Origin of the sequence: Terrabacter terrigena (assembly GCF_042676085.1) — a bacterium.
GTDB lineage: Bacteria > Actinomycetota > Actinomycetes > Actinomycetales > Dermatophilaceae > Terrabacter > Terrabacter terrigena.
Window position 1 is genome coordinate 1 of record NZ_JBHTKH010000010.1, and the last position, 24,619, is coordinate 24,619.

The 24,619-nt window shown below is 71.6% G+C and carries 23 protein-coding genes and 2 pseudogenes; 9 read left to right on the forward strand and 16 right to left on the reverse strand.

Features of this window, described 5'->3' with window-relative positions; genetic code table 11:
• Positions 1 to 866 (forward strand): annotated as a pseudogene (locus ACFQ2V_RS14825) (hypothetical protein); the annotation flags it as partial.
• A gap of 116 nt (positions 867 to 982) precedes the next feature.
• On the opposite strand, the gene ACFQ2V_RS14830 reads toward ACFQ2V_RS14825, so the two are convergent.
• The 7 genes and pseudogenes from ACFQ2V_RS14830 to ACFQ2V_RS14860 form a co-directional block, all read right to left on the reverse strand.
• Entirely contained in the window at positions 983 to 1,138 is a 156-nt protein-coding gene (locus ACFQ2V_RS14830) for a hypothetical protein (RefSeq protein WP_386053618.1), read from the reverse strand.
• Positions 1,139 to 1,201: 63 nt separating this feature from the next.
• Positions 1,202 to 1,525 carry a TfoX/Sxy family protein gene (locus ACFQ2V_RS14835; RefSeq protein WP_386053619.1) on the reverse strand — a complete coding sequence of 108 codons (324 nt, stop codon included), beginning with the start codon at positions 1,523 to 1,525 and terminating at the stop codon, positions 1,202 to 1,204.
• A gap of 6 nt (positions 1,526 to 1,531) precedes the next feature.
• Entirely contained in the window at positions 1,532 to 1,882 is a 351-nt protein-coding gene (locus ACFQ2V_RS14840) for a TfoX/Sxy family protein (RefSeq protein WP_386053620.1), read from the reverse strand.
• Between the two features lie 32 nt (positions 1,883 to 1,914).
• Complete coding sequence (locus ACFQ2V_RS14845) at positions 1,915 to 3,042, reverse strand: endonuclease/exonuclease/phosphatase family protein (RefSeq protein WP_386053621.1); 1,128 nt, start codon at positions 3,040 to 3,042, stop codon at positions 1,915 to 1,917.
• A 17-nt stretch (positions 3,043 to 3,059) separates the two neighbouring features.
• A complete protein-coding gene (locus ACFQ2V_RS14850) occupies positions 3,060 to 4,502 on the reverse strand; it encodes an MFS transporter (RefSeq protein WP_386053622.1) in 1,443 nt (480 codons plus the stop codon).
• Between the two features lie 34 nt (positions 4,503 to 4,536).
• A complete protein-coding gene (locus ACFQ2V_RS14855) occupies positions 4,537 to 5,298 on the reverse strand; it encodes a M20/M25/M40 family metallo-hydrolase (RefSeq protein ID WP_386053623.1) in 762 nt (253 codons plus the stop codon).
• Between the two features lie 98 nt (positions 5,299 to 5,396).
• A pseudogene (locus ACFQ2V_RS14860) lies at positions 5,397 to 5,888 on the reverse strand (M20/M25/M40 family metallo-hydrolase); the annotation flags it as partial.
• Here ACFQ2V_RS14860 and ACFQ2V_RS14865 point away from each other — a divergent pair.
• Complete coding sequence (locus ACFQ2V_RS14865) at positions 5,887 to 7,485, forward strand: LLM class flavin-dependent oxidoreductase (RefSeq protein ID WP_386053624.1); 1,599 nt, start codon at positions 5,887 to 5,889, stop codon at positions 7,483 to 7,485. The pseudogene ACFQ2V_RS14860 and the gene ACFQ2V_RS14865 sit on opposite strands and share 2 nt — an antisense overlap.
• A gap of 17 nt (positions 7,486 to 7,502) precedes the next feature.
• Here the strand turns inward: ACFQ2V_RS14865 and ACFQ2V_RS14870 are convergent, their stop codons facing one another.
• Entirely contained in the window at positions 7,503 to 8,051 is a 549-nt protein-coding gene (locus ACFQ2V_RS14870) for a type 1 glutamine amidotransferase domain-containing protein (RefSeq protein ID WP_386053625.1), read from the reverse strand.
• Positions 8,052 to 8,186: 135 nt separating this feature from the next.
• Here ACFQ2V_RS14870 and ACFQ2V_RS14875 point away from each other — a divergent pair, with 135 nt between their 5' ends.
• Positions 8,187 to 8,906, forward strand: a complete 720-nt coding sequence (locus ACFQ2V_RS14875) for an MBL fold metallo-hydrolase (protein WP_386053626.1) — start codon at positions 8,187 to 8,189, stop codon at positions 8,904 to 8,906.
• Between the two features lie 73 nt (positions 8,907 to 8,979).
• Positions 8,980 to 9,966, forward strand: a complete 987-nt coding sequence (locus tag ACFQ2V_RS14880; protein WP_386053627.1) for an LLM class F420-dependent oxidoreductase — start codon at positions 8,980 to 8,982, stop codon at positions 9,964 to 9,966.
• Between the two features lie 15 nt (positions 9,967 to 9,981).
• Here ACFQ2V_RS14880 and ACFQ2V_RS14885 read toward each other — a convergent pair whose 3' ends face one another.
• The 3 genes from ACFQ2V_RS14885 to ACFQ2V_RS14895 all read right to left on the reverse strand — a co-directional run bounded on the left by ACFQ2V_RS14885 (position 9,982) and on the right by ACFQ2V_RS14895 (position 12,920).
• Positions 9,982 to 10,512 carry a DUF4395 domain-containing protein gene (locus ACFQ2V_RS14885; protein ID WP_386053628.1) on the reverse strand — a complete coding sequence of 177 codons (531 nt, stop codon included), beginning with the start codon at positions 10,510 to 10,512 and terminating at the stop codon, positions 9,982 to 9,984.
• A gap of 29 nt (positions 10,513 to 10,541) precedes the next feature.
• Positions 10,542 to 11,312 (reverse strand): DUF6498-containing protein, encoded by a 771-nt coding sequence (locus ACFQ2V_RS14890; protein ID WP_386053629.1) that lies wholly within the window; start codon positions 11,310 to 11,312, stop codon positions 10,542 to 10,544.
• 66 nt (positions 11,313 to 11,378) lie between these two features.
• Positions 11,379 to 12,920: an MFS transporter gene (locus tag ACFQ2V_RS14895; protein ID WP_386053630.1), complete on the reverse strand. Its 1,542-nt coding sequence runs from the start codon at positions 12,918 to 12,920 to the stop codon at positions 11,379 to 11,381.
• A 101-nt stretch (positions 12,921 to 13,021) separates the two neighbouring features.
• Between ACFQ2V_RS14895 and ACFQ2V_RS14900 the strand changes: the two genes are divergently transcribed.
• The gene (locus tag ACFQ2V_RS14900) at positions 13,022 to 13,819 is read left to right on the forward strand and encodes a deoxyribonuclease IV (RefSeq protein WP_386053631.1); all 798 of its coding nucleotides are present in this window, start codon (positions 13,022 to 13,024) and stop codon (positions 13,817 to 13,819) included.
• 74 nt (positions 13,820 to 13,893) lie between these two features.
• Positions 13,894 to 14,079 carry a hypothetical protein gene (locus ACFQ2V_RS14905; RefSeq protein WP_386053632.1) on the forward strand — a complete coding sequence of 62 codons (186 nt, stop codon included), beginning with the start codon at positions 13,894 to 13,896 and terminating at the stop codon, positions 14,077 to 14,079.
• A 94-nt stretch (positions 14,080 to 14,173) separates the two neighbouring features.
• On the opposite strand, the gene ACFQ2V_RS14910 is transcribed toward ACFQ2V_RS14905, so the two are convergent.
• Positions 14,174 to 19,294 (reverse strand): GH92 family glycosyl hydrolase, encoded by a 5,121-nt coding sequence (locus ACFQ2V_RS14910; RefSeq protein WP_386053633.1) that lies wholly within the window; start codon positions 19,292 to 19,294, stop codon positions 14,174 to 14,176.
• Between the two features lie 237 nt (positions 19,295 to 19,531).
• Here ACFQ2V_RS14910 and ACFQ2V_RS14915 point away from each other — a divergent pair, with 237 nt between their 5' ends.
• Both ACFQ2V_RS14915 and ACFQ2V_RS14920 read left to right on the forward strand, forming a co-directional pair.
• The gene (locus ACFQ2V_RS14915; RefSeq protein WP_386053634.1) at positions 19,532 to 20,563 is read left to right on the forward strand and encodes a LacI family DNA-binding transcriptional regulator; all 1,032 of its coding nucleotides are present in this window, start codon (positions 19,532 to 19,534) and stop codon (positions 20,561 to 20,563) included.
• 47 nt (positions 20,564 to 20,610) lie between these two features.
• Positions 20,611 to 21,642: a class I mannose-6-phosphate isomerase gene (locus ACFQ2V_RS14920; RefSeq protein ID WP_386053635.1), complete on the forward strand. Its 1,032-nt coding sequence runs from the start codon at positions 20,611 to 20,613 to the stop codon at positions 21,640 to 21,642.
• Here the strand turns inward: ACFQ2V_RS14920 and ACFQ2V_RS14925 are convergent, their stop codons facing one another.
• The 3 genes from ACFQ2V_RS14925 to ACFQ2V_RS14935 form a co-directional block, all read right to left on the reverse strand.
• Positions 21,643 to 22,494 carry an ABC transporter permease gene (locus ACFQ2V_RS14925; protein WP_386053636.1) on the reverse strand — a complete coding sequence of 284 codons (852 nt, stop codon included), beginning with the start codon at positions 22,492 to 22,494 and terminating at the stop codon, positions 21,643 to 21,645.
• Positions 22,491 to 23,537: an ATP-binding cassette domain-containing protein gene (locus tag ACFQ2V_RS14930; protein ID WP_386053637.1), complete on the reverse strand. Its 1,047-nt coding sequence runs from the start codon at positions 23,535 to 23,537 to the stop codon at positions 22,491 to 22,493. Before ACFQ2V_RS14930 ends, ACFQ2V_RS14925 begins: the two co-directional genes overlap by 4 nt.
• A gap of 127 nt (positions 23,538 to 23,664) precedes the next feature.
• Positions 23,665 to 23,793 (reverse strand): hypothetical protein, encoded by a 129-nt coding sequence (locus ACFQ2V_RS14935; RefSeq protein ID WP_386053638.1) that lies wholly within the window; start codon positions 23,791 to 23,793, stop codon positions 23,665 to 23,667.
• On the opposite strand from ACFQ2V_RS14935, the gene ACFQ2V_RS14940 reads away from it, so the two are divergent.
• Positions 23,792 to 24,178 (forward strand): helix-turn-helix domain-containing protein, encoded by a 387-nt coding sequence (locus tag ACFQ2V_RS14940; protein ID WP_386053639.1) that lies wholly within the window; start codon positions 23,792 to 23,794, stop codon positions 24,176 to 24,178. The genes ACFQ2V_RS14935 and ACFQ2V_RS14940 overlap by 2 nt on opposite strands.
• A gap of 25 nt (positions 24,179 to 24,203) precedes the next feature.
• Here the strand turns inward: ACFQ2V_RS14940 and ACFQ2V_RS14945 are convergent, their stop codons facing one another.
• On the reverse strand, positions 24,204 to 24,590 hold the full coding sequence (locus tag ACFQ2V_RS14945; protein ID WP_386053640.1) for a peptidoglycan-binding domain-containing protein: 387 nt from the start codon (positions 24,588 to 24,590) through the stop codon (positions 24,204 to 24,206).
• Positions 24,591 to 24,619: the final 29 nt, after the last annotated feature.

Sequence of the window (24,619 nt, forward strand, 5' to 3'; positions counted from 1 at the left end):
GGGCCCTGCGCGGCACCGGCGACCCGCGCACCCTGGACCAGCTGCGCTGCGACCTGGCCACCGAGGCCCTGCTGCGCAACGCGCTCACCACGAGCAGCGTCGCCCCTCCGACCACCGAGGCCACGACAGCGACGGGGTCCTCGAAGACGCCCGGGGCCGCCGAGGCTGCCGAGGCTGCCGAGGCCGCTGCCGAAGATACTGCCGCTGTCGACGTCGATGGCATCCCGGCGCCCGCGCCCGTGCCCTTCTCCGGAGTCGCCGCAGCCCGGGTGTGGCTGGTGGTGCCGTTCGAGGTCGCCACCGGCGCCTCCGACACCGGCTGCGAGCTGCCCGGGCACGGCTGGGTCACCGCCGCCCACGCCCGCGAGATCATGACCCGCCCCGGCTCCGTCTGGCACACCCTGCCCGTCGACATCGCCACCGGGGCGGCGATCACCGGCCCCACCACGGCCTACCGGCCCACCCGGGCGATGGTCGAGCACGTCCGCGCGGTCGACGGCACCTGCCGCGGCCCCGACTGCCACGTCCCCGCCACCCGCTGCGACCTCGACCACGAGACCCCCTGGCCTGTGGGCGAGACGTCCGTGACGAACGTCTTCGCCAAGCACCGGCTGCACCACAACCTCAAGACCCACCACATCTGGACCAGCACCCAGATCGCGCACGACGGCGGCCTGCAGTGGACCACCCTCACCGGCCGCACCTACACCACCTACCCCAAGAACTGGCGTGAAGGACTCGACCCACCTCCCCGTGACCCACGAGCCGGCGCGGACCCGTCACCGAGTCCCACTGAGGGAGAGGAACACTCGTCGCACAGTCGTCGGGCTCGCCGAGCCGCGGACGACGACCCGCCACCGTTCTGACGCGCGGTCGAGCAGCGCGCTGGGCGCGAGTGCGCTCCCGACCGCACGAACCGGTCGGGAGCGCACTGCGCCTGGGCAGGCATACCCGCACAGGTCCGGGAGCCACAGTCGGCTGCTCAGTCGGTGTCAGACAGGGCAGCCGCGTCCGGCACACCGAGGACGATGCGCGTGCCGGGCGGGGCCGACTGCACGAGCCGCAGCGCAGCCGTCTCGGCGCGTGCCGCCTCGAGCTGGGCACGCCATCGCGGCTGCTTGCCCGCCCCGCCTCTCAAGGGTGACGCGTCGACGCGGCTGGGCGCGAATGGTTTTCGGGTGCACGCTCGCCCGGGGCCTCGTCAGCGGTGCTGGCTCGCGACGTGGTCGCGCGCTTTCCTGAGCCACGCGCTCCGCTCGCCGGACGGCATACGGGCAGGAAGGCTTCGGTACGCCTTCATCTGCCGGGTGCCCATCATGAGGGTTCCCGATCCGGGCACCGCGTCGAGCTCGGCGAGCGCGTCGGGGCTCAGCTTCACCCCGATCTGCTCGCCCATGGCCACGGCGAACACGTGGCCGTCGACGAGTGCGGCGAGCGTGCCGAACATCGGCCGCAGCTCGACGGAGCCGTCGTCGCCGACGAGCTCGCGCAGCTCGTCGCGCGCCGCGTCCTCACCGGTGGACACCCGGTCCTACCTCTTGGGCTTCTTGACCTTGGGTGGCAAGGTGGCGACGTGGTCGCGCGCCCGGTCGACCCAGGCTGTGCGGGCCTTGTCGTCGATGTCCGCGGGCAGCGACAGGTAGCCGCCCATCGGCCGCTCGGCCGGGCCGAACGGTCCACTGCCGGGCAGGGCCCGCAGCTCGTCGAGCCCCGCAGGATCGAGCTTGACCCCGACGTTCTCGCCGAAGAGCCCGGCGAACATGTTCCCGTTGACGAAGGCACCGAGGCTGCCGAACATCGGCTTCACCTCGACGCCCGGAGCGTCGTTCACGAGGGACCGGAAGTGGGCCTTGGCCTCGTCGCTGTGCTTCGGCATCTGCATGGCTCCATCACACCACTCGCCGCCGACGGGCGTCAGAGATCGAGGTCCGCCCACACGGCGGCGTGGTCGGACGCTGCGTCCTGCTCCCGCGTCAGCGTGGGGTACATCGGCCATCGCCCCGAGGCCGTCCACACTCCCTTCCGATGCACCCCTGCGGCGGTGATGCGGTCGAAGAGGGCGGGTGAGCACAGGATGTAGTCGATCTTGTTGCCCTTGTTGGCGGTCCCGTAGGTTCCCGGCCAACCGCCGTCGTCGAAACCGGCAAACGCCGACACGTCGCGCAGGTCGCTCGGAGTCGCCGCGACGCCCGTGCCCCCGGCCCCGAGGAGCGGCGACAGCGGGTCACTCGTCGGGGTGTCGTTGAGGTCGCCGACCACCGCGACGAGATCGTGCCCCTCGGCACGGCGCTGCTCGTAGACCTCCCGGATGCGCTGCGCCTGTCGCTTGCGCCGCACGTTGGCCTCGGACCCCCCGTAGCCCTTCGACTTGAGGTGGTTGACGAGCACGAGCAGCCGGCGGCCGCCGGGCAGCGCCAGCGTCAGCTCCGGGCAGTCCCGGCTGAAGACCGGGCCCGCGAGGTCGGCGTCGTCGACGTGGCTCACGATCCCGGTGATCTCGATGTCGCCGCGGGTGAGCAGGCCGACGTCGATGCCGCGCTCGTCGTTGCCGTCGATGAGCATGACGTGGCCGTACAGACGCCCACCGAGTGCGGCCAGCTGGTCGGCGTTGAAGTGCTTGAGCGCCCACCGGTCCTCGGCCTCGACGACGCCCAGCACGTCGGCCTGCAGGTCGTGCACCACCTGGGCCGTGTGCCGCACGGCGAGGTCTGTGACCGTCTCGCGCTCGAGCTCGAGCCAGCCGATCCAGTCGCCGCGCCCGTCGGCGACGACGGTGACCGTGCCGTCGCGGGAGCGGCTCACGAGACGTCCGCGGTTCTGCCTGAGGCGCACGTAGGCCGCGTCGTCGGATTCCGCGAGCCCGAGCTCCCGGAGCAGGCGCACGATCGCCCGCTTGTCGTCAGCCGAGTACGCCTGCTGCTGAAGGATCTTCGTCAGCTCGGTGTACGCCTCGAGAAGTGTGCGGTTCGTCTCCCAGTCGTTCGACGCGAGCAGTCTGGCCCGGTCGAAGAGGTTCTCGACGTTGTACGAGGCGAGTCGCATGGTCCAACCGTCCCGCCTCAGGCCCTCGGGCGCGACTCCGACGCGTGGACGACGAGGAGGAAGACGGCCGCCACGAGCGCCGTCACGCCACAGATCGCCCACACCGTCATGTAGCCCGCGAGCGATGCATGCGCCGTGGCCTCCGCGTCGACCGACCCCGTCGAGGCCAGGGCGATGGCGAACACGCTCGAGGCGAAGGCGCCACCGATCGTCTTCGTCGTGTTCGTCATCCCGGTCGTCAGGCCCGTGTGGGTCGGTGGCGCCTGCGCCGCCGCGGCCGTGGGCAGGCCGGCGACGAGGGCGCCTGACCCGAGACCTGCGACCATCATGTTCGTCAGGGTCTGCGCGAGCGTGTCGTGGAACGGCAGGAACAGCAGGTAGCCGACGGCCACGAGCACAGCGGCGACGACCATCGCGAGGCGCGTGCCGACCCGTCGCCCGAGCACGTGCAGCAGCAGGGCACCGACCGCCAGGGACAGCACGTAGCCGCCGATGATGATCGACACCCGTCCGGCGCTCGCGCCGAGCCCGTAGCCCGTCACCGCCGGGTCGGTGCGCGCGAACGTGGACAGCGGGATCTGCGCGCCGAGCACCGAGACACCGAAGAGGAAGGCCGTGGCCTGGACCGGCCACTGGCCACGAGCCGACATGATGCGGAGGTCGACGAGCGGCCACGAGCACCGGAGCTCCACCCGCGCGTACGGCACGAACGTCGCAGCGCCGAGCAGCATGACGACCCATGGCCACACGTTGCCCGGACCCTGGATGCGCACCATGACGAGACCGGCCATGACGAGCCCGAGGGCCAGCGTCAGCAGCGCGAACGCCCGCCAGTGCACCCGCCCCTGGCCGAGCCCCGGGGCGTCCTCGACGCCGAACCAGATCGCGGCGAAGGCAAGCGTCACGACCAAGGCCGGCAAGGCGAGGAGGCCTGTCACGCCGAGCGACTCGGCCAGGGCGCCACTCGTGAGGGCACCCGCGATGACACCGAGCTCGAGGCCGGCGACGAGCAGGCCCGCAGCTCCGCGCACCCTGCCCTCCGCTCCCCCGGTGCGGCTGTGGATGATGGCGACCTCCATCGGCAGCCACACGACGTAGAAGCCCTGGATGGCCCAGGCGACGAGGAACGTGCCGAAGCTCGGCGCGAACGCCACGCCCCACGACGCGACCGCAGTGACGACGGTCGACAGGAGCAGCACCTTCCGATGGCCGACCAGGTCACCGAGCCGGGCGAGCAGCGGCACCACCAGGGCCGACACGACCAGCTGCGCCGCCTCGAACCAGTTGACGTCGGCGTCCTTGATCGACAGGTGCCGGGCGATGTCGGTGAAGATCGGCGTGTAGTAGCCCTGCAGCACGCCACTCGCGAGCTCGACGCAGATGAGGAAGCCGACGACCTTGGCGATCGGGCTGCGGGCCATCGCGCGTGCGGCGTCGGTGACGACGGTGCTGTCAGACATGCGGATCCTGTTCTCGTGCAGAGTGTTCGGGATGTCAGAGCTGCTCGATGAGGCGGCGGTACCACGCGATCCCGTCGACGAGGTCGACCACTCCGATGCGTTCGTCGACGCCGTGGATCGAGGCCCGCTGGGCGTCGCTCATGCGGAACGGGGTGAACCGGTAGACGCGCGGCCAGACGCGGTGGAAGTGGCGCGAGTCCGTTGCCGCGAGCATCACGTAGGGCACCGCCACCGTGCCGGGGAAGACGTCCGTGACCGTCGACTCGAGGAGGGCGTATGCCGTGTCGTGCGTCGGTGACACCGGGCTCGGTTCGTCGCCGCTCACCAGCGAGACCTCGACGTGGTCGTCGTCGACCGTCCGGCGGATCCGCTCGATCGCACCGTCGACGGTCTCGCCCACCATGACCCGCATGTTGACGTGCGCCCGGGCCGTCGCGGCGATGACGTTCGCCCCGGGCGAGCCGCTCAGCTGCGTCACCGCGACGGTCGTCCGCGTGAGTGCGGCCGTCTCGTGGCCGAGCCGAGGCAGGACGCGGGAGAGCAGCGGACGCAGCCGGCGCGCGTTGCCGAAGACCGCGGCATACGGCATACGGGCGTGGGCGCCGGCGCGCTCGAGCATGTCGACGGTGGCGTCGGGAAGGTGGCTGGGGAAGGGCTTGCGCTCGAGGCGGAGGATGGCGCGAGCCAGCCGTGAGGTCGCGCCCATGCGACGCGGCGCGGAGGCGTGCCCGCCGTCGCCGCGCGCGACGAGGTCGACGTCGACCGTTCCCTTCTCGGACACCCCGATGACGGCCATCGGGGCGTCGACGCCGGGGAGCGCCCCTGGACGATCGCACCACCCTCGTCGATGACGAACCAGGGCTCGACACCCCGCTCTCGCAGGAGCGCCACGGCGTCCTTCGCGGCGCGCCCCGAGACCTCCTCGTTGCAGCCGAACGACAGCCACACGTCGCGGCCGGGCACGACCCCGTCTCCGATCAGAGCCTCGACGGCTGCGCACGTAGCGACGAGTGACCCCTTGCAGTCGAGCGCCCCACGGCCCCAGACGAACCCGTCGTGCAGCTCGGCCGCGAACGGCGGGTGCGTCCACGCCGACGGGTCGTCGACCGGCACGACGTCGAGGTGCGCCATGAGCACGACCGGCGCATCACGAGCGCGCCCCGGCCACCGCACGAGCAGCGCGTCGCCGCTGATCCGCTCGACCTCGCACGAGGCGTGCAGCCGCGGGAAGCGCTCGCTCAGCTCCGTGATCATGGCGTCGAAGACCGCGCGGTCCTCCTTCGCGGGGTCCCAGTCGGACACGGTCGGGATGCGGATGAGGGCGCGCAGCGCCTCGACGGCAGCGTCCCCGGTCATGTCCCGGAGCGTATGCCACCCTGACCGCATGGACTATGGGCACGAGCTGCAGTTCGGGGTGTTCGCGAGCCCGGATGCCTCACGCGTCCACGCGACGCTCGAGCTGGCGCAGCTCGCCGACGTGCTGGGCCTCGACCTGTTCACCGTGCAGGACCACCCGTACAACGCGAAGCACCTCGACACCTCGACCCTGCTCACGGCGGTCGCCGTCCGCACGACCTCGGTCCGCGTCGCGGCCAACGTCGCCAACCTGCCACTGCGCCCGCCGGTCGGGCTCGCCAAGCAGGTCGCGACGCTCGACGTCCTCAGCGGCGGCCGGGCCGAGCTCGGTCTGGGGACGGGCGCCTTCTGGGACGCGATCGTGGCGTCGGGCGGCGAGCGCCGGTCACCCGGGGAGGCCGTGGACGCTCTCGTCGAGGCCATCCACATCATCCGGGCCGCGTGGGGACAGAGCCCCGACCAGCCCGGCGCCCGCTCGGTCACGGCGCTCGGCGAGCACTACTCGGTCAAGGGCATGCACGCCGGGCCGTTCCCCGTGCACCCGGTCGAGATCTGGCTCGGCGCCTACAGGCCGCGCATGCTCCGTGTGACCGGGCGGCTCGCCGACGGCTGGCTGCCGAGCCAGGGCTACGCGGAACCCGAGTCGCTGGCCGGGCTCAACGCCGCCATCGACGAGGCTGCCGACGCGGCCGGCCGCGGACCGCAGGCGATCCGACGGATGTACAACGTCTTCGGCCAGTTCGGTACGGGCAGCGGCTTCCTGCGCGGCACCGCCGACGACTGGGCCGAGCAGCTCGCCGGGCTGAGCCTCGACGCCGGCATGAGCACCTACGTCCTGGGCACCGACGATCCGGACCTGCTGCGCCGCTTCGCCGGCGAGGTGGCACCGGCGGTGCGCGAGCTCGTCGACGCCGGACGAGCCCGGCGCGCCAGCAGCTCCGGGCCGACGCGGGTGACGCCCACGTCGCTGTCGACGCCGGAGAGCACACAGTCCGCCACCGGGACCGATCGTCACCCCCTGGCGGTGCGTGCGACTCCCGACGGCCCCCGGCTCACGGCGCAGCTGCCCTGGCGCGAGGACGACCGTCCGGTGTCCGCGAAGCCCGACGAGGCGGCCTACACGGCGGCCGAGCAGGCGGTGCCGCAGCACCTCGTCGACGTGCACGACCACCTCCGCGGCGAGCTCGCCCAGCTGCGCGACATCGTCGGGCAGGTGCGTCGTGGCGCGCTGTCGACGGGCGCGGCGCGGTCGGTCCTCAACACGATGGCCATGCGGCAGAACAACTGGACGCTCGGCGCCTACTGCGAGACCTACTGCCGGCTCGTCACCGGGCACCACACCCTCGAGGACCGCAGCATCTTCGTCCACCTCCGCACGGCCGAGCCCGAGCTCGGGCCGGTCATCGACCGGCTCGAGCAGGAGCACCACGTCATCGCCGACGTGCTCGAGCAGGTGGACGAGGCGCTCGTCGGGCTGGTGGGCACCGATGGCTACAGCCACGCCGGCGAGGCCGCGCTCGACCAGATCGAGCGCGCCCTCGACCTGCTCACCGACACGCTGCTGTCACATCTCGCCTACGAGGAGCGCGAGCTGCTGCACCCCTTGGCGCGCAACGGATTCGGCTGAGCTGCCGGCGAGGCGGGTCAGGCCGACCTCGCGGCCGCCCCGTGCTCCAGGGCCTCGACCACCGCGCCGCAGAAGTCGGGCAGGTCGTCGGGCTTCCGACTGGTGATGAGGTTCTCGTCGACCACGAGCGGCTCGTCGACCCACTGACCGCCCGCGTTGCGGATGTCGGTCTGCAGGCTCGGCCAGGACGTGAGCCGGCGTCCCTTGAGCACGTCGGCCTCGACGAGCGTCCACGGCGCGTGGCAGATCGCCGCGACCGGTTTGCCCGACGCCACGAACTCGCGAACAAGCGCGACAGCGTCGTCGTGCGTGCGCAGGTTGTCGGGGTTCGCGACGCCGCCGGGCAGCACCAGCGCGTCGAAGTCGTCGGCCTTCGCGTCCGCGACGGTCACGTCGACCGGCTTCGTGTCGCCCTTGTCGAGGTGGTTGAACATCTGCACCTCGCCGCCCTCCGGGCTGACGAGGACCGCCTCGTGCCCGGCGTCGGTCACCGCCTTCCACGGGTCGGTCAGCTCGACCTGCTCGATGCCCTCGCTCGCGACGAGGAATGCCACTCGCTTGCTCACGTCGTCCTCCTGGTGCCGCCTCGGCGGGCGGATGGTCGGGGTCGTGGCGGCGTCGGCCGCCACCTTCGGCCCCTACCCGAAGCACCCCGGTTGCATCACCTGTCCGCGAGGCCCCGACCCGACTATCGTCGGCCCATGGCCGGGACCCTCGTCGTCCAGCTCGCGCCCGACGTGTGGCGCATCCCCCTCGTGCGCGACTTCGTCAACGGTTTCATCCTGCGCGACGACGACGGCCAGGTGACGCTCGTCGACATGGGCGTCAAGAGCTCGGGACCCAAGGTGATGGCCGCGCTCGCGGTCATCGGGTCGGCCCCCTCCGACGTGACCCGGCTGCTGCTGACGCACGCCCACCCCGACCACGCCGGTGGTGCCGCGCACGTGGCCCGCGAGACCGGCCGCGCGTTCACGCTGCACCACGACGACGCGGCATACGCCATGGAGGGGTCCTCGCCCCCACGCGACCGCAGCTTCCTGCTCGGCCGGCTCGTCGACCGCCTCTCGCGCCCCGGCCGCGACTTCGAGCCGGTCCCCGTCGAGCGCGAGCTGGTCGACGGCGAGGTGCTCCCGGTCGCGGGCGGGCTGCGGGTCGTGCACACGCCGGGGCACTCGCCCGGGCACGTCTCGCTGCTGCACGAGGACTCGCGGCTGCTCATCACCGGCGACGCGATCTTCAACGTGCGCGGTCTGCGCTGGCCGGTCAAGGCCTTCTGCACCGACTTCCGGATGACCCAGCGCACGGCGCACGTGCTCGGTGAGCTCGACTACGAGGTCGCCGCGTTCACGCACGGTCCCGAGCTGCGCGACCGTCCCCGCGAGGCGATCCGCCGGTTCCTCGCCCGGCACCGCCCGGACTGAGATCCACAGGACGTCCACAACTGTGGACAAAGGTTGGACGACAGGGATCGGGCCGGACGGGTACGTCGCGGTCGTGACGAACTTCGGATACACCCTGATGACCGAGCAGAGCGGCCCCAAGGACCTCGTGCGCTGGGCCGTGGGCGCCGAGCAGGCGGGCTTCGACTTCGAGGTGAGCAGCGACCACTTCTCTCCCTGGCTCACCGAGCAGGGTCATGCCCCGTACGCGTGGGCGGTGCTCGGCGCGGTCGCCCAGGCCACCGAGCGGGTCGAGCTCATGACCTACGTGACGTGCCCGACCATGCGCTACCACCCGGCAGTGGTGGCGCAGAAGGCCGCGACCCTCCAGCTGCTCGCGGACGGGCGGTTCACCCTCGGGCTGGGCAGCGGCGAGAGCCTCAACGAGCACGTCGTGGGCGACGGGTGGCCCGGAGTCGACACCCGGCAGGAGATGCTGCGCGAGGCCATCGAGGTCATCCGCAGGCTGCACTCGGGAGACCTCGTGACCCACCACGGTGAGTACTTCGACGTCGACTCGGCCCGCATCTGGGACCTGCCAGACCTCACCGTCCCCATCGCGGTGGCCGTGAGCGGCGACGCCTCCATCGAGCGCCTGGCCCCCCTGGCCGACCACATGATCGCCGTCGAGCCCTCGGCCGACCTCGTGTCGGAGTGGAACCGCACCGACGGTGCACCGCAGGTCGGCGGCGAGGCGCGCGCGGTCGGCCAGATCCCGATCTGCTGGGACCCCGACGAGAGCGCCGCGGTCCAGCGCGCGCACGAGCAGTTCCGCTGGTTCGGCGGCGGCTGGTCGGTCAACTCCGACCTGCCCACCCCCAAGGGCTTCGCGGGCGCGACGCAGTTCGTGCGTCCCGAGGACGTCGCGTCGTCGATCCCGTGCGGACCCGACCTCGACAAGATCGTCGATGCCGTACGCGTGTGGTGGGAGGCCGGGTTCACCGACGTCGCGCTCGTCCAGGTCGGTGGGGACGCCCAGGAGCGCTTCCTCGACGAGGCGGCGGGTCCGCTCCTGGAGAAGCTGCGCGCTGCCGCCGGCTGACGCCTCAGGCAGCCCTCAGGCGGCCGCGGCTCGCTCGGCCAGCAGCCGTTCGCGCCGCTTGGTGATGTCGGCGCACTCGAGGCACACCTCCTCGGGCACGAGCCCGATGCGCATCAGCCCGGAGAAGAGAAGGCACCCGACGCAGATGCCGAAGATCGACTCGAGTGCCGGGAAGACGACCATGACGGCCCCGATGGCGATGACCCAGCCTGCCGCGACGGACGACCCGGTGGTCAGGCTGACGATCCAGAGCACGGTCGCGGCGACCGTCATGAGGGCACCGATGGTCGCCGCGAACCGCTTGGGCGGACCGGCCGTCGGACGCTGCTGCGCGGCGACGGCGGGTCGGATCCACCGCTGCACGAGCCGGGCGACCGGGCTGGCCTTGGGTCCGAGCGCTGCCCGCAGGGAGAAGTCGACGGCGAGGACTGCGTACAGCCACCACTGCCCGGTGGCCAGTGCGATGACGCCGACGACGAGGACGACCGCCGCGATCAGCCGGACGGTGACGTCGTCGACCACGGCGGGGAAGCGGGAGGAGCTCATGCAGACATTATTGACTGCATAAGGGTTGCTTATGCAAGGGCTCCATGTTCCGGACGGGACCCCGCTCGCGTGCGACGTGCGTGCACGAGGTGCTCGCCCAGGTGGAAGAGCAGGTCGAGCGCGGTCTTGAGGCCCATGAGGAGCGCGACCACGCCGAGGTCGTCGGCGGTGCGACCGTGGGGTCCGCCCAGCAGGAAGAAGCCGGTGATGACCGCGACGTGCAGCGCGATCATCCGCGGGTACGGCGCCGCCATGGCCCAGCCCGGGCTCACGGCCCCGCGCTCGCCGCCGCCCAGCCAGTGTAGCCCCAGCGAGAGCAGGTGGCTGAGCAGGATCGCCCCTCCGGCCGCCACCCAGTCCAGCAGTCCGCCACGCACGCCCGAGAGGCCGGCGAGCACGGCGGCGAAGACGCCGTGGACGAGGGTGAAGAGCCCGAAGTGCAGCGCGAAGAAGAGCGCGAGCGCCGGGTCGCCGGTCACCCACGTCTTCGCTGCGAGGGTCGACTCGAGGCCGCCGAAGTCGCCCCGGCGCCCGCCCGGGCCGCGCAGGAAGGGCCGACGGGCCGGGCGGCGGGCCGTGAGGATGCGCATCGTCGTGGCGAACCAGATGACGACGTTCTCGAACCAGTAGACGAGCAGCACGTCACCCATGCCGAGCCGTCCCTCCACCACCGCCCAGACGGGCAGGAGGTTCGCGCCGACGAGCATCAGCCCGCTGACGAGACGGGCCGCCGGCGCCGGAAGCCGTCGGCCCAGCCGGGCCATGAGCTCGACACCGAGGATGCGCAGGAGGGCAGTCACGGGCGCCCATCGTGCCAGAGCACGGGGCGCCCGTCCTGCCGGGGACGATGTCCGCGACTCTGCTCCTCAGCGGCTCCGCAGCACCCGCAGGGCGGCCACCGCGCACACCACGAACATCGTGGCGCCGACGCCGGCGACGACGTTGAGGCTGGTCGAGAACGCTGCCTGCGCGGCGGTGACGAGCTCACGGGCTGCCGCGGCGGGCAGGGTCGTCGCTGCCTGGACGGCGCCGGCGAGGGAGTCGAGGGCGGAGGTCGTGGCGTGGCCGGCGTGCGCGGCGGCATACGGCTCGAGCTGGCCGCGGTAGACGAACGTCGCGAGCGAGCCGAGGCCGGCGACGCCCACGGCGATCCCGAACTCCGCCGACGTCTCGGACATCGAGGCGACCGAACCGGCGCGCTCGGGCGGGGCGGACTGCATCATGACGCCCATCGTCAACGTCGAGGGGACCATGATCCCGAACGAGGCCAGGCACATCCCGAAGACGAGCAGCCCGAGCCCGGCAGCCGCGCCGACCTGCGTGTAGAGCGTCAGACCGGCGGCGCAGACGAGAAGGCCGAAGGCCATGCTGCGGGCGGTGCCGAGCCGACCGGCGATACGGGCCGAGGTCGACGAGCCGAGCAGCAGCGCGATGTTCGCCGGGAGCATCCACAGGCCGGCGCCGAGCGGCGAGAGGCCTGCGACGAGCTGCAGCCACTGCGAGCCGAGGAAGGAGACACCGGCCATGACGACGCCACCCACGAGCATGATCGCGAGGGCGGTCGAGAAGGCGCGGCTGCGGAAGAGGGCCAGGTCGACGAGCGGGTTGGCGATGCGGCGCTGGCGGCGCACGAAGACGATGGCCATGGCCAGGCCGACGCTCACGGTGGTGAGCGCGACGGTCGTGTTGCCGCCCCGGGCGATCTCCTTGAAGCCGTAGATCACGGGCAGCGTCGTGGCGAGCGAGAGCACCGAGCTCGCGACGTCGACCTTCGTGCCGGCGTGACGCTCCGACTCGGGCAGGACGCGGCGTCCCACGACCACGAGCAGCACCATGAACGGCACGCCGAGCAGGAACGCCGAGCCCCACCAGAAGTGGGCGAGCAGGACGCCGCCGACGAGGGGACCGACGGCCATGCCGCCCATGAAGCACGAGTACCAGACACCGATCGCGGTCACCATCTGCTTCTCGTCGCTGAAGATCGTGCGGATGAGGCCCATCGTCGAAGGCATCAGGGTGGCGCCGGCGATGCCGAGCACGGCCCGCCAGAAGATGAGCTGGCCGGGGCTGCTCGCGTATGCCGCTGCAGCGCTCGCGACACCGAACGCCACGGCTCCGGCGAGGAGGAGCCGCTTGCGACCGATGCGGTCGCCGACGGCGCCCATCGTCACGAGGAAGCCGGCGAGGACGAAGCTGTAGATGTCGAGCATCCACAGCTGCTGGGTCGTGCTGGCGCCGAGGTCGGCGGACAGCTCCGGCAGTGCGAGGTAGAGCACGCTGACGTCGAGCGACAGCAGCAGTGCGGTCAGGGCGAGGACACCGAGCGCGAGCCACTGGCGGCGCGACGGCGTGCTGGCGGGGGCGGAGGTGGCCGGGTGGGCCGTCTGGGGCTCGGTGATCGTCGTCATGCCCCTACGTCGAGTGGGCACCCCACGCTTCGACACGACCGCGGGAAGAGCTCGAAAGGTCAGGGAAATCCCGTGTCGGCCCCACGGCATACGCTCGGGGCATGGCTCTACACATCGGTGCGCACGTCCACCAGGAAGACCCGATCGCCGAGGCGAAGGCGCGTGGGGCGTCGCTCTCGCAGTTCTTCCTCGGCGACCCGCAGAGCTACAAGGGGCCGGTCATCCGCTACGCCGGTGGTGCGGAGGCGCTCAAGGCCGACGCCGAGGCGGCGGGCATCGACCTCTACGTGCACGCGCCCTACCCGATCAACGTGGCGAGCCTCAACAACCGCATCCGCATCCCCGGCCGCAAGCTGCTCCAGCAGCACCTGACGGCCGCGGGCGAGATCGGCGCCAAGGGCGTCATCGTGCACGGGGGCCACCTCGGCGCCGACGAGGACGCTGCGAAGGGCTTCGACAACTGGCGCAAGTGCATCGACGGGCTCGACCTGCCCGTACCGCTGCTCATCGAGAACACTGCGGGTGGGGACAACGCGATGGCCCGCCGCCTCGAGGCCATCGCCCGGCTGTGGGACGCCATCGGCAGCGCGTCGGGCAGCGACCAGGTCGGCTTCTGCCTCGACACTTGCCACGCGCACGCGGGCGGCAACGACCTCGGCACCGTCGTCGACGAGGTGCGCGCCATCACCGGCCGCATCGACCTCGTCCACGCCAACGACTCGCGCGACGAGTTCGACTCCGGGGCCGACCGGCACACGAACTTCGGCTCCGGCCACATCGCGGGCGACGCGCTCGCCGGGGTCATCCGCGCCGCGAACGCGCCGGTCGTCTGCGAGACCCCGGGGGGCCTCGCGGGGCAGACGAGCGACATCACCTGGCTGCGGTCCCAGATCGGCTGATTTCCTGACCGACTCTTTACCCCACAGGCGCCCTCCGGCACCTAGGTTCTTCAAGGGTTGCGCGCGGTCCGTCAATGACGCCGGTCCGCGCGTTCTCCTGTCACGCGTGCCGCGTCCCGCCATCCCCTCCTCGGTGGCGGGCCGCGGCCTTCGACCGCCTCCCCACGGGCACCTACGTCGAGATGGAGTCGTTCGAGGGCACGGTTCGCCTGCCCATCGACGGCACGCACCGCACGGACTTCGAGCACGACCTCGGCTGAACGCCGGACGGGCCGCGTCCCGGGGCACCTCCCGGTACGCGGCCCGTCGGGCTCGGCGGCGCGAGGGGGCGTGTCCCCCGCGCCGCGCCTCCGACTACCCGACGGTGACGGTCAGCGTGCTGAGCACGTCGGACCGCGAGTCGGAGACGAGCACCCGCACCGCGTAGGTGCCGGCGGCGGCCCACGTGTGGGAGCCCTTGACCGTCGCCGTGCCGTCGGGTCCCGCGGTGACCGTGGCGTCCTCGGTCACCGTGCCGTCGCCCCACTCGACCCTGGCGGTGTAGCCGCCCGAGGCCGGGACACCACCCCCGGCGGTGCCCAGCGTGACGTCCGCAGCCCGACCAGCCGAGGCCGTGGCATCGTCACCACGGGTGACGCCGAGGGCCGAGCCGTTGTCGGCGACCGCGAAGACGTGGATCCGTCCGGCCGTGGCCGGGTCACCCGTCTGCGTCGGCAGCGTGATCGACTCGACCGTCTTCCCTGCCGGCACCGTGAGCGGTGCCGTCGCGAAGAGCTTGGCGCGGCAGCTGTCGGTGCCCGTGCCGTTGAGGCGGAAGGGCATCTCCACCGCGACCACGTTCCCGAACTGGGGCGAGCCGCACCAGTCGCCGTACTGCACCTTGTAGCTCGTGGTCGAGCCGTCGGTGAAGCGGACGGTGGCGGTCGTGTCCTGGTTCTTCTGCGTCGCCGTGCCGATGAGCGAGAGCTGGGTCGCCCCCGGGGCCAGCGTCACCGGCAGGGTCTGGCCCGAGCCCGTGGCGTTGTCCTTCTGGCCGACCGGGATGCCCGGCATCGAGAACCTCAGCTCGGTGCCCGGGACGGTGAGCAGCGTGCCCGGGACGCCGCCCGCTGCGGCCAGCGCCTCGCGGGAGAGTCCCGCGCGGTCGCCGTCGCAGGGGACGGAGTCACCCACGTTGCCGAAGCACACGGAGTCGAAGCCGGCGGCATACGCGGGCACGGACGCCTGGTGCACGGTCGCGGCGCCGAGTGCGGAGCCGCTGCCGTTGGCCGTCGTGACGGTGACCTTCGGCCGGTACGGGCCGGGCTCGCTCCACGTGTGGGTGCCGCGGATCGTGAACGAGCCGAGGTCACCGGCCGCGATGACGCCCTCGGACGTCGTGCCGTCACCCCAGGCGATCGTCGCCCTGGCCGTGGCCGACGGGTCCTGACCCTGGCCGACGCCACCCGAGAAGGTCGCGACGGTTCCGGTCCAGGGCGTGTCCTCGGACGTCTCGAACGCCTCGGCCGCCGAGACCTTGATGCCGGTGTTCTGGGCCTTGGACCCGTCGGTCAGCAGCTCGACCTCGGAGAGGTTGGCGGCCGCGCCGCCGACCGTCGCCGTGACGACGAGGCGGTAGGTCGTGAACGTGTTCGTGTGCGCGATCTCGAACGGACGCGTCTGCACCCGCCACGGGAAGACCTGCCCCGTACGCGTGTCCAGCGTCTGCCACGTGGCCCCGCCGTCCTTGCTGCCCTCGAGGCGCCAGGCCGACGGGTCGCCGGCCTGCGGACCCGACGTGATCGTGTACCAGGTGGCCCGCTGGCCCGTGCCCGAGAGCGTGAAGCCGACGGTCGGCGTGGCCGACGTGAAGGTGGTCGACGTGCGCGACGTGTTGTCGAAGAGTGCCTTGGCGTCCTGGCCCGACGCGACGTCGGTCGCCGTCGCGGTGCCGCGGCCGGGACCGGTCGCGTCCTTGAGCGGCGCGGGCGCCTCGGTGCCCTGCGTGATCGACGGCGGGGCGTCCTGCGCCCGCGAGCCGAAGTCGGACGGCGAGTCGGCCATCGCGAAGTCGACGGTCGTGGGTCCGGCGATCTCGCTCTGGTTGATCGAGACGCTCTTGTGCTTCTGGCCGTTGACCGTCACGCCCTGCACGTAGATGTTCTGCTCCGAGTTGCCCGGCGCGTTGACGACGAGGTCGCCCTGCGTGCGCTTGACCGTGACCTGCTCGAACTTCGGCGACCCGATGGCCCAATTCGGCGAGCCGACCTGGAGCGGGTAGATGCCGAGCGAGGAGAGGACGTACCAGGCCGACATCTCGCCGTTGTCCTCGTCGCCCGGGTAGCCCTGGCCGATCTCGCCGCCCACGTAGAGGCGGCGCATGATCTCGCGCACCTTCTCGGCCGTCTTCCACTGCTGGCCGGTCCAGTCGTACATGTACGCGATGTGGTGCGAGACCTGGTTGCCCTGGCCGAGCTGGCCCATGCGGACGTCGCGTGCCTCGAGCATCTCGTGGATGACGCCGCCGTAGCCGCCGGGCTTCGTCGCCGTCTCGGGCGTCGAGAAGAACGTGTCGAGCTTCTTCGCGAGCGCTTCACGGCCCCCGTAGAGGTTCGCGAGTCCGTTGCCGTCGTGCGGCGCGTGGAAGGCGAAGTTCCAGGCGTTGGTCTCGGTGTAGTCGCCGCCCCAGTCCTCCGGGTCGAAGTCGGTCGGGTAGCTGCCGTCGGCCGCCCGGCCCTGGAAGAAGCCGACCTTGGGGTTGAAGAGGTTGCCGTAGTGCGTCGAGCGCTCGAGGAAGTACTTCGACTCCTCGACGAGCTGAGCGCGCCGGTTCTCCGGCGTGGCCGGGTCCTTGGCGAGCTTCGCCGCCATGGTGCCGATGCCGAAGTCGTTGACCAGGCCCTCGAGACCCCACGACACGCTCTCCCCGGTGTTGGTGCTCGTGTAGCCGAGGAAGGTGGACGTGTCGAGGCCCTTGCGGCCCACAGCACTCGACGTCGGGAGCACCGTCGCGTTCTTGACGGCGGCGTCGTACGCCCCGAGCGGGTCGGGCAGCTTGACGCCCTTGACGTACGCGTCGGCGAACGCCACGTCGGAGCTCGTGCCCGTCATGAGGTCGGCGTAGCCCGGTGAGCTCCACCGTGCGACCCAGCCGCCGTCGCGGTACTGCTGGACGAACCCGTCGGCGATCTCGGCCGCCACCTCGGGGTAGAGCAGGCTGTAGGCCGGCCACACCGTCCGGTAGGTGTCCCAGAAGCCGTTGTTGACGTAGATCTTGCCGTCCTTGACGGTCGCGTTCGTCGTCGTCGCGGTCGCCGAACCCGACTTGGCCGCAACGGGGCTCGCGTACTGGTAGCGCGGGGCAGCAGCAGTGCCGGTGTTCTCGAACTGGCTGTTGGGGTAGAGGTTCAGCCGGTAGAGGTTGGAGTAGAGCGTCGTGCGTTCGGAGTCGTTCGCCCCCTTGACGTTCACGACACCGAGGCGCGTGTTCCACGCCTGCTTGGCCGCGCTGCGCACGGCGTCGAAGTCGCGGTCGGCGAGCTCGAGCGCGTGGTTCTTCCTCGCCTGGTCGAGCGAGATGAACGACGTCGAGAGCTTGAGCACGACCTGCTTGTTGCTGCTCGTGTCGAAGCTCGCGTAGCGGGTCCCCGTGTGGCCGTTCGGGGCGGTGCCGACGGCCGAGGCCGAACGGTCGAACGTGCCGTAGACGAACATCCGGCTCCGGCCCGCGGACAGGCCGCTGCCGTTGTCGACCCACCCGGTCATCGTCCCGGTGGGGGCGTCGACGGTGAAGGTGCCGTTGTCGTCACGCGTGTCGACGACGAGGCTGCCCTTGGCTGCCGAGGCCGGGAACGTGAACCGGTAGACACCACCGTGGTCGGCGGGCGCCGTCTCGGCCGTGAGCCCACCGGCGAGGACGGCCTTGTAGTAGTCGGGGCGCGCCACCTCGGTCGCGTGGTCGAAGGCGAGGCCACGGCCCGACGCGCTTCCGGTCGGGGTGCCCGTCGCGGCCGACGGCATGACCGACATCTGGTTGCGGTCACCCATCCACGGGCTCGGCTCGTGCGAGATCGCAAGCCCCTGCAGCACAGGCAGATTCGCAGAGTTGTTCTGCGACTGGTAGTTGTACTCCCACGACTGAGAGTTCGCGTCGGTCACCGGGGTGAAGAACGTGAAGCCGTTCGGCACCGCGCTGATCGGCAGGTTGTTGCCGCGTGAGAAGCCGCCCGACGCATTGGTGCCGCGTCGCACGTCGACGTAGTTCGTCAGGTCCGAGCCGTCGACGACGGCCGGGTCGCCCTGGACGGCGATGTCGTCGACCCAGCCGCCGAAGCGGGTGTCCTTGGTCGCGCCGCCCGTGTTGTCGTAGCCGACGAGCACGCGATCGATCGTCTTGCCCGCGGCGACCTTGCCGACGTCGAGCGAGACCGCGTTCCACTGGTTGGCGTAGAGGATCTTGCCCTTGCCCTGCCCGCTCGGGCTGGCGGCGACGCCGTGCTGGTCGTCGGCGCCGAGGTCGGAGAGGTAGGTGCCGTCGGTGAACCTGAGGTCGAGCGACGCGTACGTCGACGGGTACTCCAGGTCGCCGGCGACCATGTCGGGGAAGATCTTGTAGCTCAGCTGCGTCTTCGCCGTCACCGGCAGGTCGACGTCGAAGAGCCGGTTCCACGCGTAGCCGCGGCCGTCCGCCGTGTGGCCGCCCGAGTAGCGCAGCGCCTTGACGCCCGTCCACCCGACGAGTGGCTTGATGTTGAAGCCCGAGATGGGGCCGGAGCCGACGACCGTCTTCATCGGTGAGGCCGGGCCCGAGCCCGTCGAGCCGTCGGAGAGGTCCCAGTCGGCGAGCTGGACGATGCCGCCGGAGTGCACCGCCGTCACGTTGAGGCGGTAGTACGCGTACGTGCCCGGCGTCGTCACCTGGAACGTGCGAGTGGCGAAGCGGCCCGGGAAGTCGATGCCGGTCTGGCGGTCGAGGTCGGTCCACGTCGTACCGTCGGTCGACCCCTGGAGCGTGAAGTCCTTCGGGTCGCGCTCGGGTGCGTCGTTGGCCGACGTGAGGGAGTAGCGCACCGCCTTGGCGGGCGCACTGAGCTGGTAGCGCACCCAGGCGCTCGAGGCGAAGGCGAGCCACTTCGAGTCGGGGTTCGCGTCGGCGAGGTTCGCCGAGACCTCGCCGGGGCTGTTCTCGGCGCTCGCGGTGACACCGGTGACCGAGCCGAGCAGGCTCCCGTCGGCGCTCGCGGTGCCGGACACGTTCTGCTGCCGCGCACCGCCGGCGCCGACCTCCACGGTCGAGAGCTCGGGCTGCGGCTGACCCGACTCGAACGACGTCGAGAATTCGCCTGCCGCTGGGCCTGCGGCAGGTGTGATGAGAGCTGGTGATGCGGACGCGTCGACCGCGCCCGCCTGGGACGGGCCTGCGACCACTCCTGCGGTCGAGGTCGCCAGGACTGCCAGGGCGATGACGCCTCTGCGGATCCCGGATCTGTGGGGCATGGGTTCCTCCGTGCTCGTCGTTGAGCGGTGCTGTCGCAAGCTGGGATGGGGGTCGGGTCCGGCTGGTCCTCGGGCCGGCTCCGACCCGGCGAGACTCGCCGCCCACGACAAAGGGCGTCAACAGGGCGAAGCGTTCTTGTCCGGTGAGGACATCGAATCGGACAGAACAGCCAGTCCGGTCGGTCGGACGGGCACCACACGTTGCCTTTTGCCGCGGCCACTGGTCGGATGGCAGCCATGACAGCGTTGTCTGACCACCGGACAGCCATCCGCCCGACGATGGCCGACGTCGCAGCCGAGGCACACGTCTCGGTCAAGACCGTCTCGCGCGTGGTCAACCACGAGCCGGGCGTCCGGCCGGACACCGCAGAGCGGGTCCGCGCCGTCATCGAGCGACTCGGCTTCCGCCGCCACGACGGCGCGCGGATGATGCGCCAGGGGCGCACGTTCACCATCGCCCTCGTCGTCGAGGATCTCGCGAACCCCTTCTACTCGCAGATCGGGGCGGCCGTCGAGCGCGAGGCCCGCATCCGCCAGCACCAGCTCATCACCGCCTCCGCCGAGGGGTCCCCCACCCGTGAGCGGGCCGTCATCGAAGCCCTCATCAACCGTCGGGTCGACGGCATCGTGGTCGTGCCGGCCGACGAGAGCGCGTCGTCCGACGCCGCCGTCGAGGCGAGCCAGACCCCCATCGTCTACATGGACCGCCCGGTGCGCGGCACCCCGCGCGACACGGTGCTCAGCGACAACCACGGCGGCATCCGCAGTGCGGTCGAGCACCTCGTGGCGCACGGCCACCGGAGCATCGCCCTCTTCGGTGACGACCCCGCGTTCTGGACCGCGCGGCAGCGCCGGGAGGCCTTCGTGGCGACCCAGCAGTCGCTCGGGCTGCCCGGCCCCCCGCGCGTGTCGATGGGACCCCACTCGCCGGCCTCCGTGCGCGAGACCCTGACCCTCTGGACCGAGACGAGCGACCCGACGACGGCCGTCATCACCGGCAACAACCGGATCACCATCGCGCTGCTCCTGGCGCTGCGCGACCTGCGCCGGCCCCTGTCGCTCGTCGGCTACGACGACTTCGAGCTCGCCGACCTCGTCGACCCGCCCGTGACCGTCGTCCACCAGGACCCGGCGGCCATGGGGCAGAAGGCCGCCCAGCAGCTCTTCGCCCGGCTGCTCGGCGACGAGTCACCGGCGCAGACGGTCGTCATGCCCACGCGCCTCGTCGTGCGCGGCTCGGGCCTGCGGCGGAGCACCACGACCCGATGACCACGCCACCGAGCCCCGCCACCGATCCGCCGAGGAGCACCACGAACGTGTCAGCACCGACCCGCCTGCCGCTCAACACCCCCCGCCGCTTCTACCGCGGCGGCGAGCGGATCCTCGCCTTCCGCGGGCTCGAGACCCCGGCCGACTTCGACGGTCACCGGCCCGAGGACTGGCTCGCGTCGACGACGCGCCTCTTCGCCGAGGGCGGCGACGGGGTCACCGTGCTCGCCGACGGCACGTCGCTGCCCGAGGCGCTGGCCGCCGACCCGGACCACTGGCTCGGACCCGACCACGTCGCGACGCACGGCGTGGAGCCGGGCCTGCTGACGAAGCTGCTCGACGCCGGCGAGCGCCTGCCGGTCCACTCCCACCCCGACCGCGCCTTCGCCGCCGCGCACCTCGACTGCGAGCACGGCAAGACCGAGGCCTGGATCGTGCTGGGCGCCGAGCCCGGCGCCAGCGTCTGGCTGGGCTTCCGCGAGGAGCTGCCGCCCCACGAGCTGTCTGCCCTCGTCGAGGCGCAGGACGAACGGCTGCTCGACGCCCTCAACCGCATCGAGGTCCGGGCCGGCGACACGGTGCTCGTGCCCGGTGGCCAGCCGCACGCCATCGGGGAGGGTGTCTTCGTGCTCGAGCTGCAGGAGCCGACCGACCTCTCCGTCATGCTCGAGCACCGTCGCTTCGGTCTCGAGGAGGCGCACGCCTTCCTCGGGCTCACGGTCGACCGTGCCCTCGAGAGCGTCGACCGCGGCCCGCTCACCGAGGAGGGCCTGGCCACGCTGCGCCGTCGGTGGACCGACGTCTCGGGCGTCGGCCACGCGCTGCCCGAGCGGGCGACCGAGTTCTTCCGGGCCGAGGTGCTGAGCGCGACGCCCGGCGCACCCGCCGTCGGCGCGGCGTCCTTCGCCGTCGTCGTCGTCGTGGCCGGCGCCGGCACCCTGACCACCACGGGGGCGGATGCGACATCGCCCCGCTCCACCGAGGTGGGACGGGGCGACGTACTGCTCGTGCCCTACGGTGCAGGCGCCGTGCAGGTCGACGGTGACGTCACCGTGGTGCGCTGCATGCCCTCCGCCTGACTACTCGGAGGTGCGGTGGTTGAACGCACGGATCGACAGCGGCGCGAGGATGACCGTCAGCAGCACCGACCACAGCACCGTCGCGAGCACCGGGTGCTGCAACGGCAGGGCCGAGTCGGGCGGCAGCGGCACCGTGTTGCCCCACAGCTCGCGCATGGCTCGCACGAGCGAGCTGATCGGGTTCCACTCGGCGATGGTGCGCAACCAGGCGGGGTTCATGTTCGCGGTCGGCGCGAACGTGTCGGCGAGGAAGGTCAGGGGGAAGATCGCCGTGAACATCACGCCCTGCACCGCCTCGGCCGTCTTGAGCCGGGAGCCGGCGAGGATGCCGATCCACATCATCGCGAAGCCGAAGAGCAGCAGGAGCGCGAAGCCCAGCAGGCCCTTGGCGAAGCCGGTGTGGATGCGCCAGCCGATGAGCAGACCGGTGACGGCCATGACGACCGTGCCGATGCTCGAGTGGATGAGGCTCGAGATGCTGCGCCCGATGAGCACCGAGGAGCGCGAGATCGGCAGCGACCTGAACCGGTCGACGATGCCCTTGTTGAGGTCGTTCGTGAGGCCGATGGCCACGACGAAGCAGGAGAACGCCATCGTCTGCGCCATGATGCCCGGCAGCAGCCACTCGCGGTAGTTGACCCCGGCGTTGATCGACCCGCCGAAGACGTACGCGAACAGCACGACGAACATGATCGGCTGGAACGTGACGTCGGCGAGCATCTCGGGCATCCGCCGGATGTGCTTGATGTTGCGCCAGACGTGGGTGCGCACCTGCTTCCACATGCCGGGCGGCTCGATCGTCAGCCGGGCCGGCTGCGTCGCCACCGCCTCGCGGACGGTCGTGCCGCTCATGACCGACCTCCCTTCGCGCCGTCGACGACCCGGTCGGCGTCCGTCTCCTCGTCGGCCTCGTCGACCACCTCGGCCTTGCGGCCGGTGAGGTGCAGGAAGACGTCGTCGAGGCTCGGGCGCTTGAGCCCGAGGTCGTCGAGGACGATCTCCGACCCGTCGAAGACGCTCGCGATGCGGGTCACGTCGGCGAGCCCGTCGGCCGGTGCCGTGAGCTGCCGGGCGCTCTCGTCGACGTGGACCTCTCGGACGTGGGAGGCGAGCAGACTCCTGGCCGCCTCGAGCTGGTCTGCGTGCGAGACCGTGACGACCAGCGCCGCCTTGCCGGACTGGTCCTTGAGCTCGAGCGGCGTGCCCTCGGCGATGATGCGGCCGTGGTCGATGACGACGATGCGGTCGGCGAGCTGGTCGGCCTCCTCGAGGTACTGCGTCGTGAGCAGCAGGGTGGTGCCCTCGCGGACGAGACCTCGGAGCACCTCCCAGAGCTCGACGCGGCTGCGCGGGTCGAGGCCCGTCGTCGGCTCGTCGAGGAAGAGCACCCGTGGCGCGGCGATGAGGCTGACGGCGAGGTCGAGCCGGCGGCGCATGCCACCGGAGTAGTCCTTGACCACCTTGTCGCCGGCGTCGGAGAGCGAGAACCGCTCGAGGAGGTCGTCGGCGGCCGCACGGATCTCGGCCCTTCCGAGGCCGTAGAGCGAACCCATCAGGCGGATGTTCTCGCGGCCGGTGAGGAACTCGTCGACCGTGGCGGCCTGGCCGGTGAGGCCCATGCTGCGGCGGACCGCCTCGGGGTCGCGGGTGACGTCGAAGCCGGCGACACGGGCGGTGCCGCTCGTCGGGGTCGTCAGGGTGGTCATCATGCGGACGGTGGTCGTCTTGCCCGCGCCGTTGGGACCGAGCAGGCCGAGCACGGACCCACGGGGGACGGAGAAGGAGACGTCGTCGACGGCGAGCATGTCGCCGAAGCGTTTGACGAGGCGCTCGGCCTCGATGGCCGGGCCCGTGGACCGGTCGTGCGCCGCGCGCACGTCGGAGGTGATGGTCATGTGAGGGCTCCCCGAGGAGTGGGTGCAGATGTGAGCTGCGCGTGCGTGGATGCGCACGTACGAGCGTAGGTGGCGACACCGACAGCGTCACCGACTCATGTGAACGCCGTCAACATGTTTGGAGACGTCAGGCGACCGCGACGTTCGCCCACGGCGCTCGTTCGCCCACGGCGTACGGCCTCGTCGTCGGCAGCGGGACGAGATCGCCCCGGCCCGTGCGACGCTGGGAGCACGCACCGAGATCGGAGACGGCCATGACCCAGATCGTTCCCCGCACGCCCCTGCTGCGCGAGGTCTACGGCCGCCTGCTCCGCGGCCTGCGCACCCGGCAGGGCCGCACCCTCGCCGAGGTCGCCGCGCGCGCCGGCATCTCGGTCGCCTACCTCTCCGAGGTCGAGCGCGGTCTCAAGGAGCCGTCGTCCGAGGTGCTGGAGGCGATCTGCATCTCGCTCGGCTCGAGCATCATGAGCCTGCTCGGTGCCGCCCACCGCGACCTGCGCGACCTCGCGGCCGACGGCGCCACCGGCGGCCGGGTTCTCGACCTCACGTCGCGGGTCGGCTCGAGCCTCGCATCACCCGCTGACGCCCCGAACCCGCACGGAGCGGCGATGACGACCCGCATGGTCGTCATCGCCGCCTGATCGAGGACTGCTCACCCGGGACGGCTCAGTCGACGAGGCTGCCCCCGGTGTTGTTGCCGACCACGCCGTCGACGACGAGGCCCACCTTCGACTGGTAGGACCGCACGGCCGTCTCGGTGGCGGGCCCGAAGGAGCCGTCGACCGTCAGCGAGTAGCCGGCGTCGACGAGCTCGCGCTGCAGGCCCGTCACGGCCTCACCCGCGCTGCCCTGCCGCAGCACCGGCAGGATCGAGTACCACGTGTTGTCGCCGACGACACCGTCGGCGGACAGCCCGTGGGCGGCCTGGTAGCCGCGGACCGCCGACTCGGTGCCCGAGCCGAGGACGCCGTCGGCGGCGACCGTGCGTCCGGACGCCCGCAGCATGTACTGGAGCGTGCGAACGGCCGGCCCACCCGCTGGGTCGTGGCGCACGTGCCACAGCGCTCGAACTTCTGCATGAA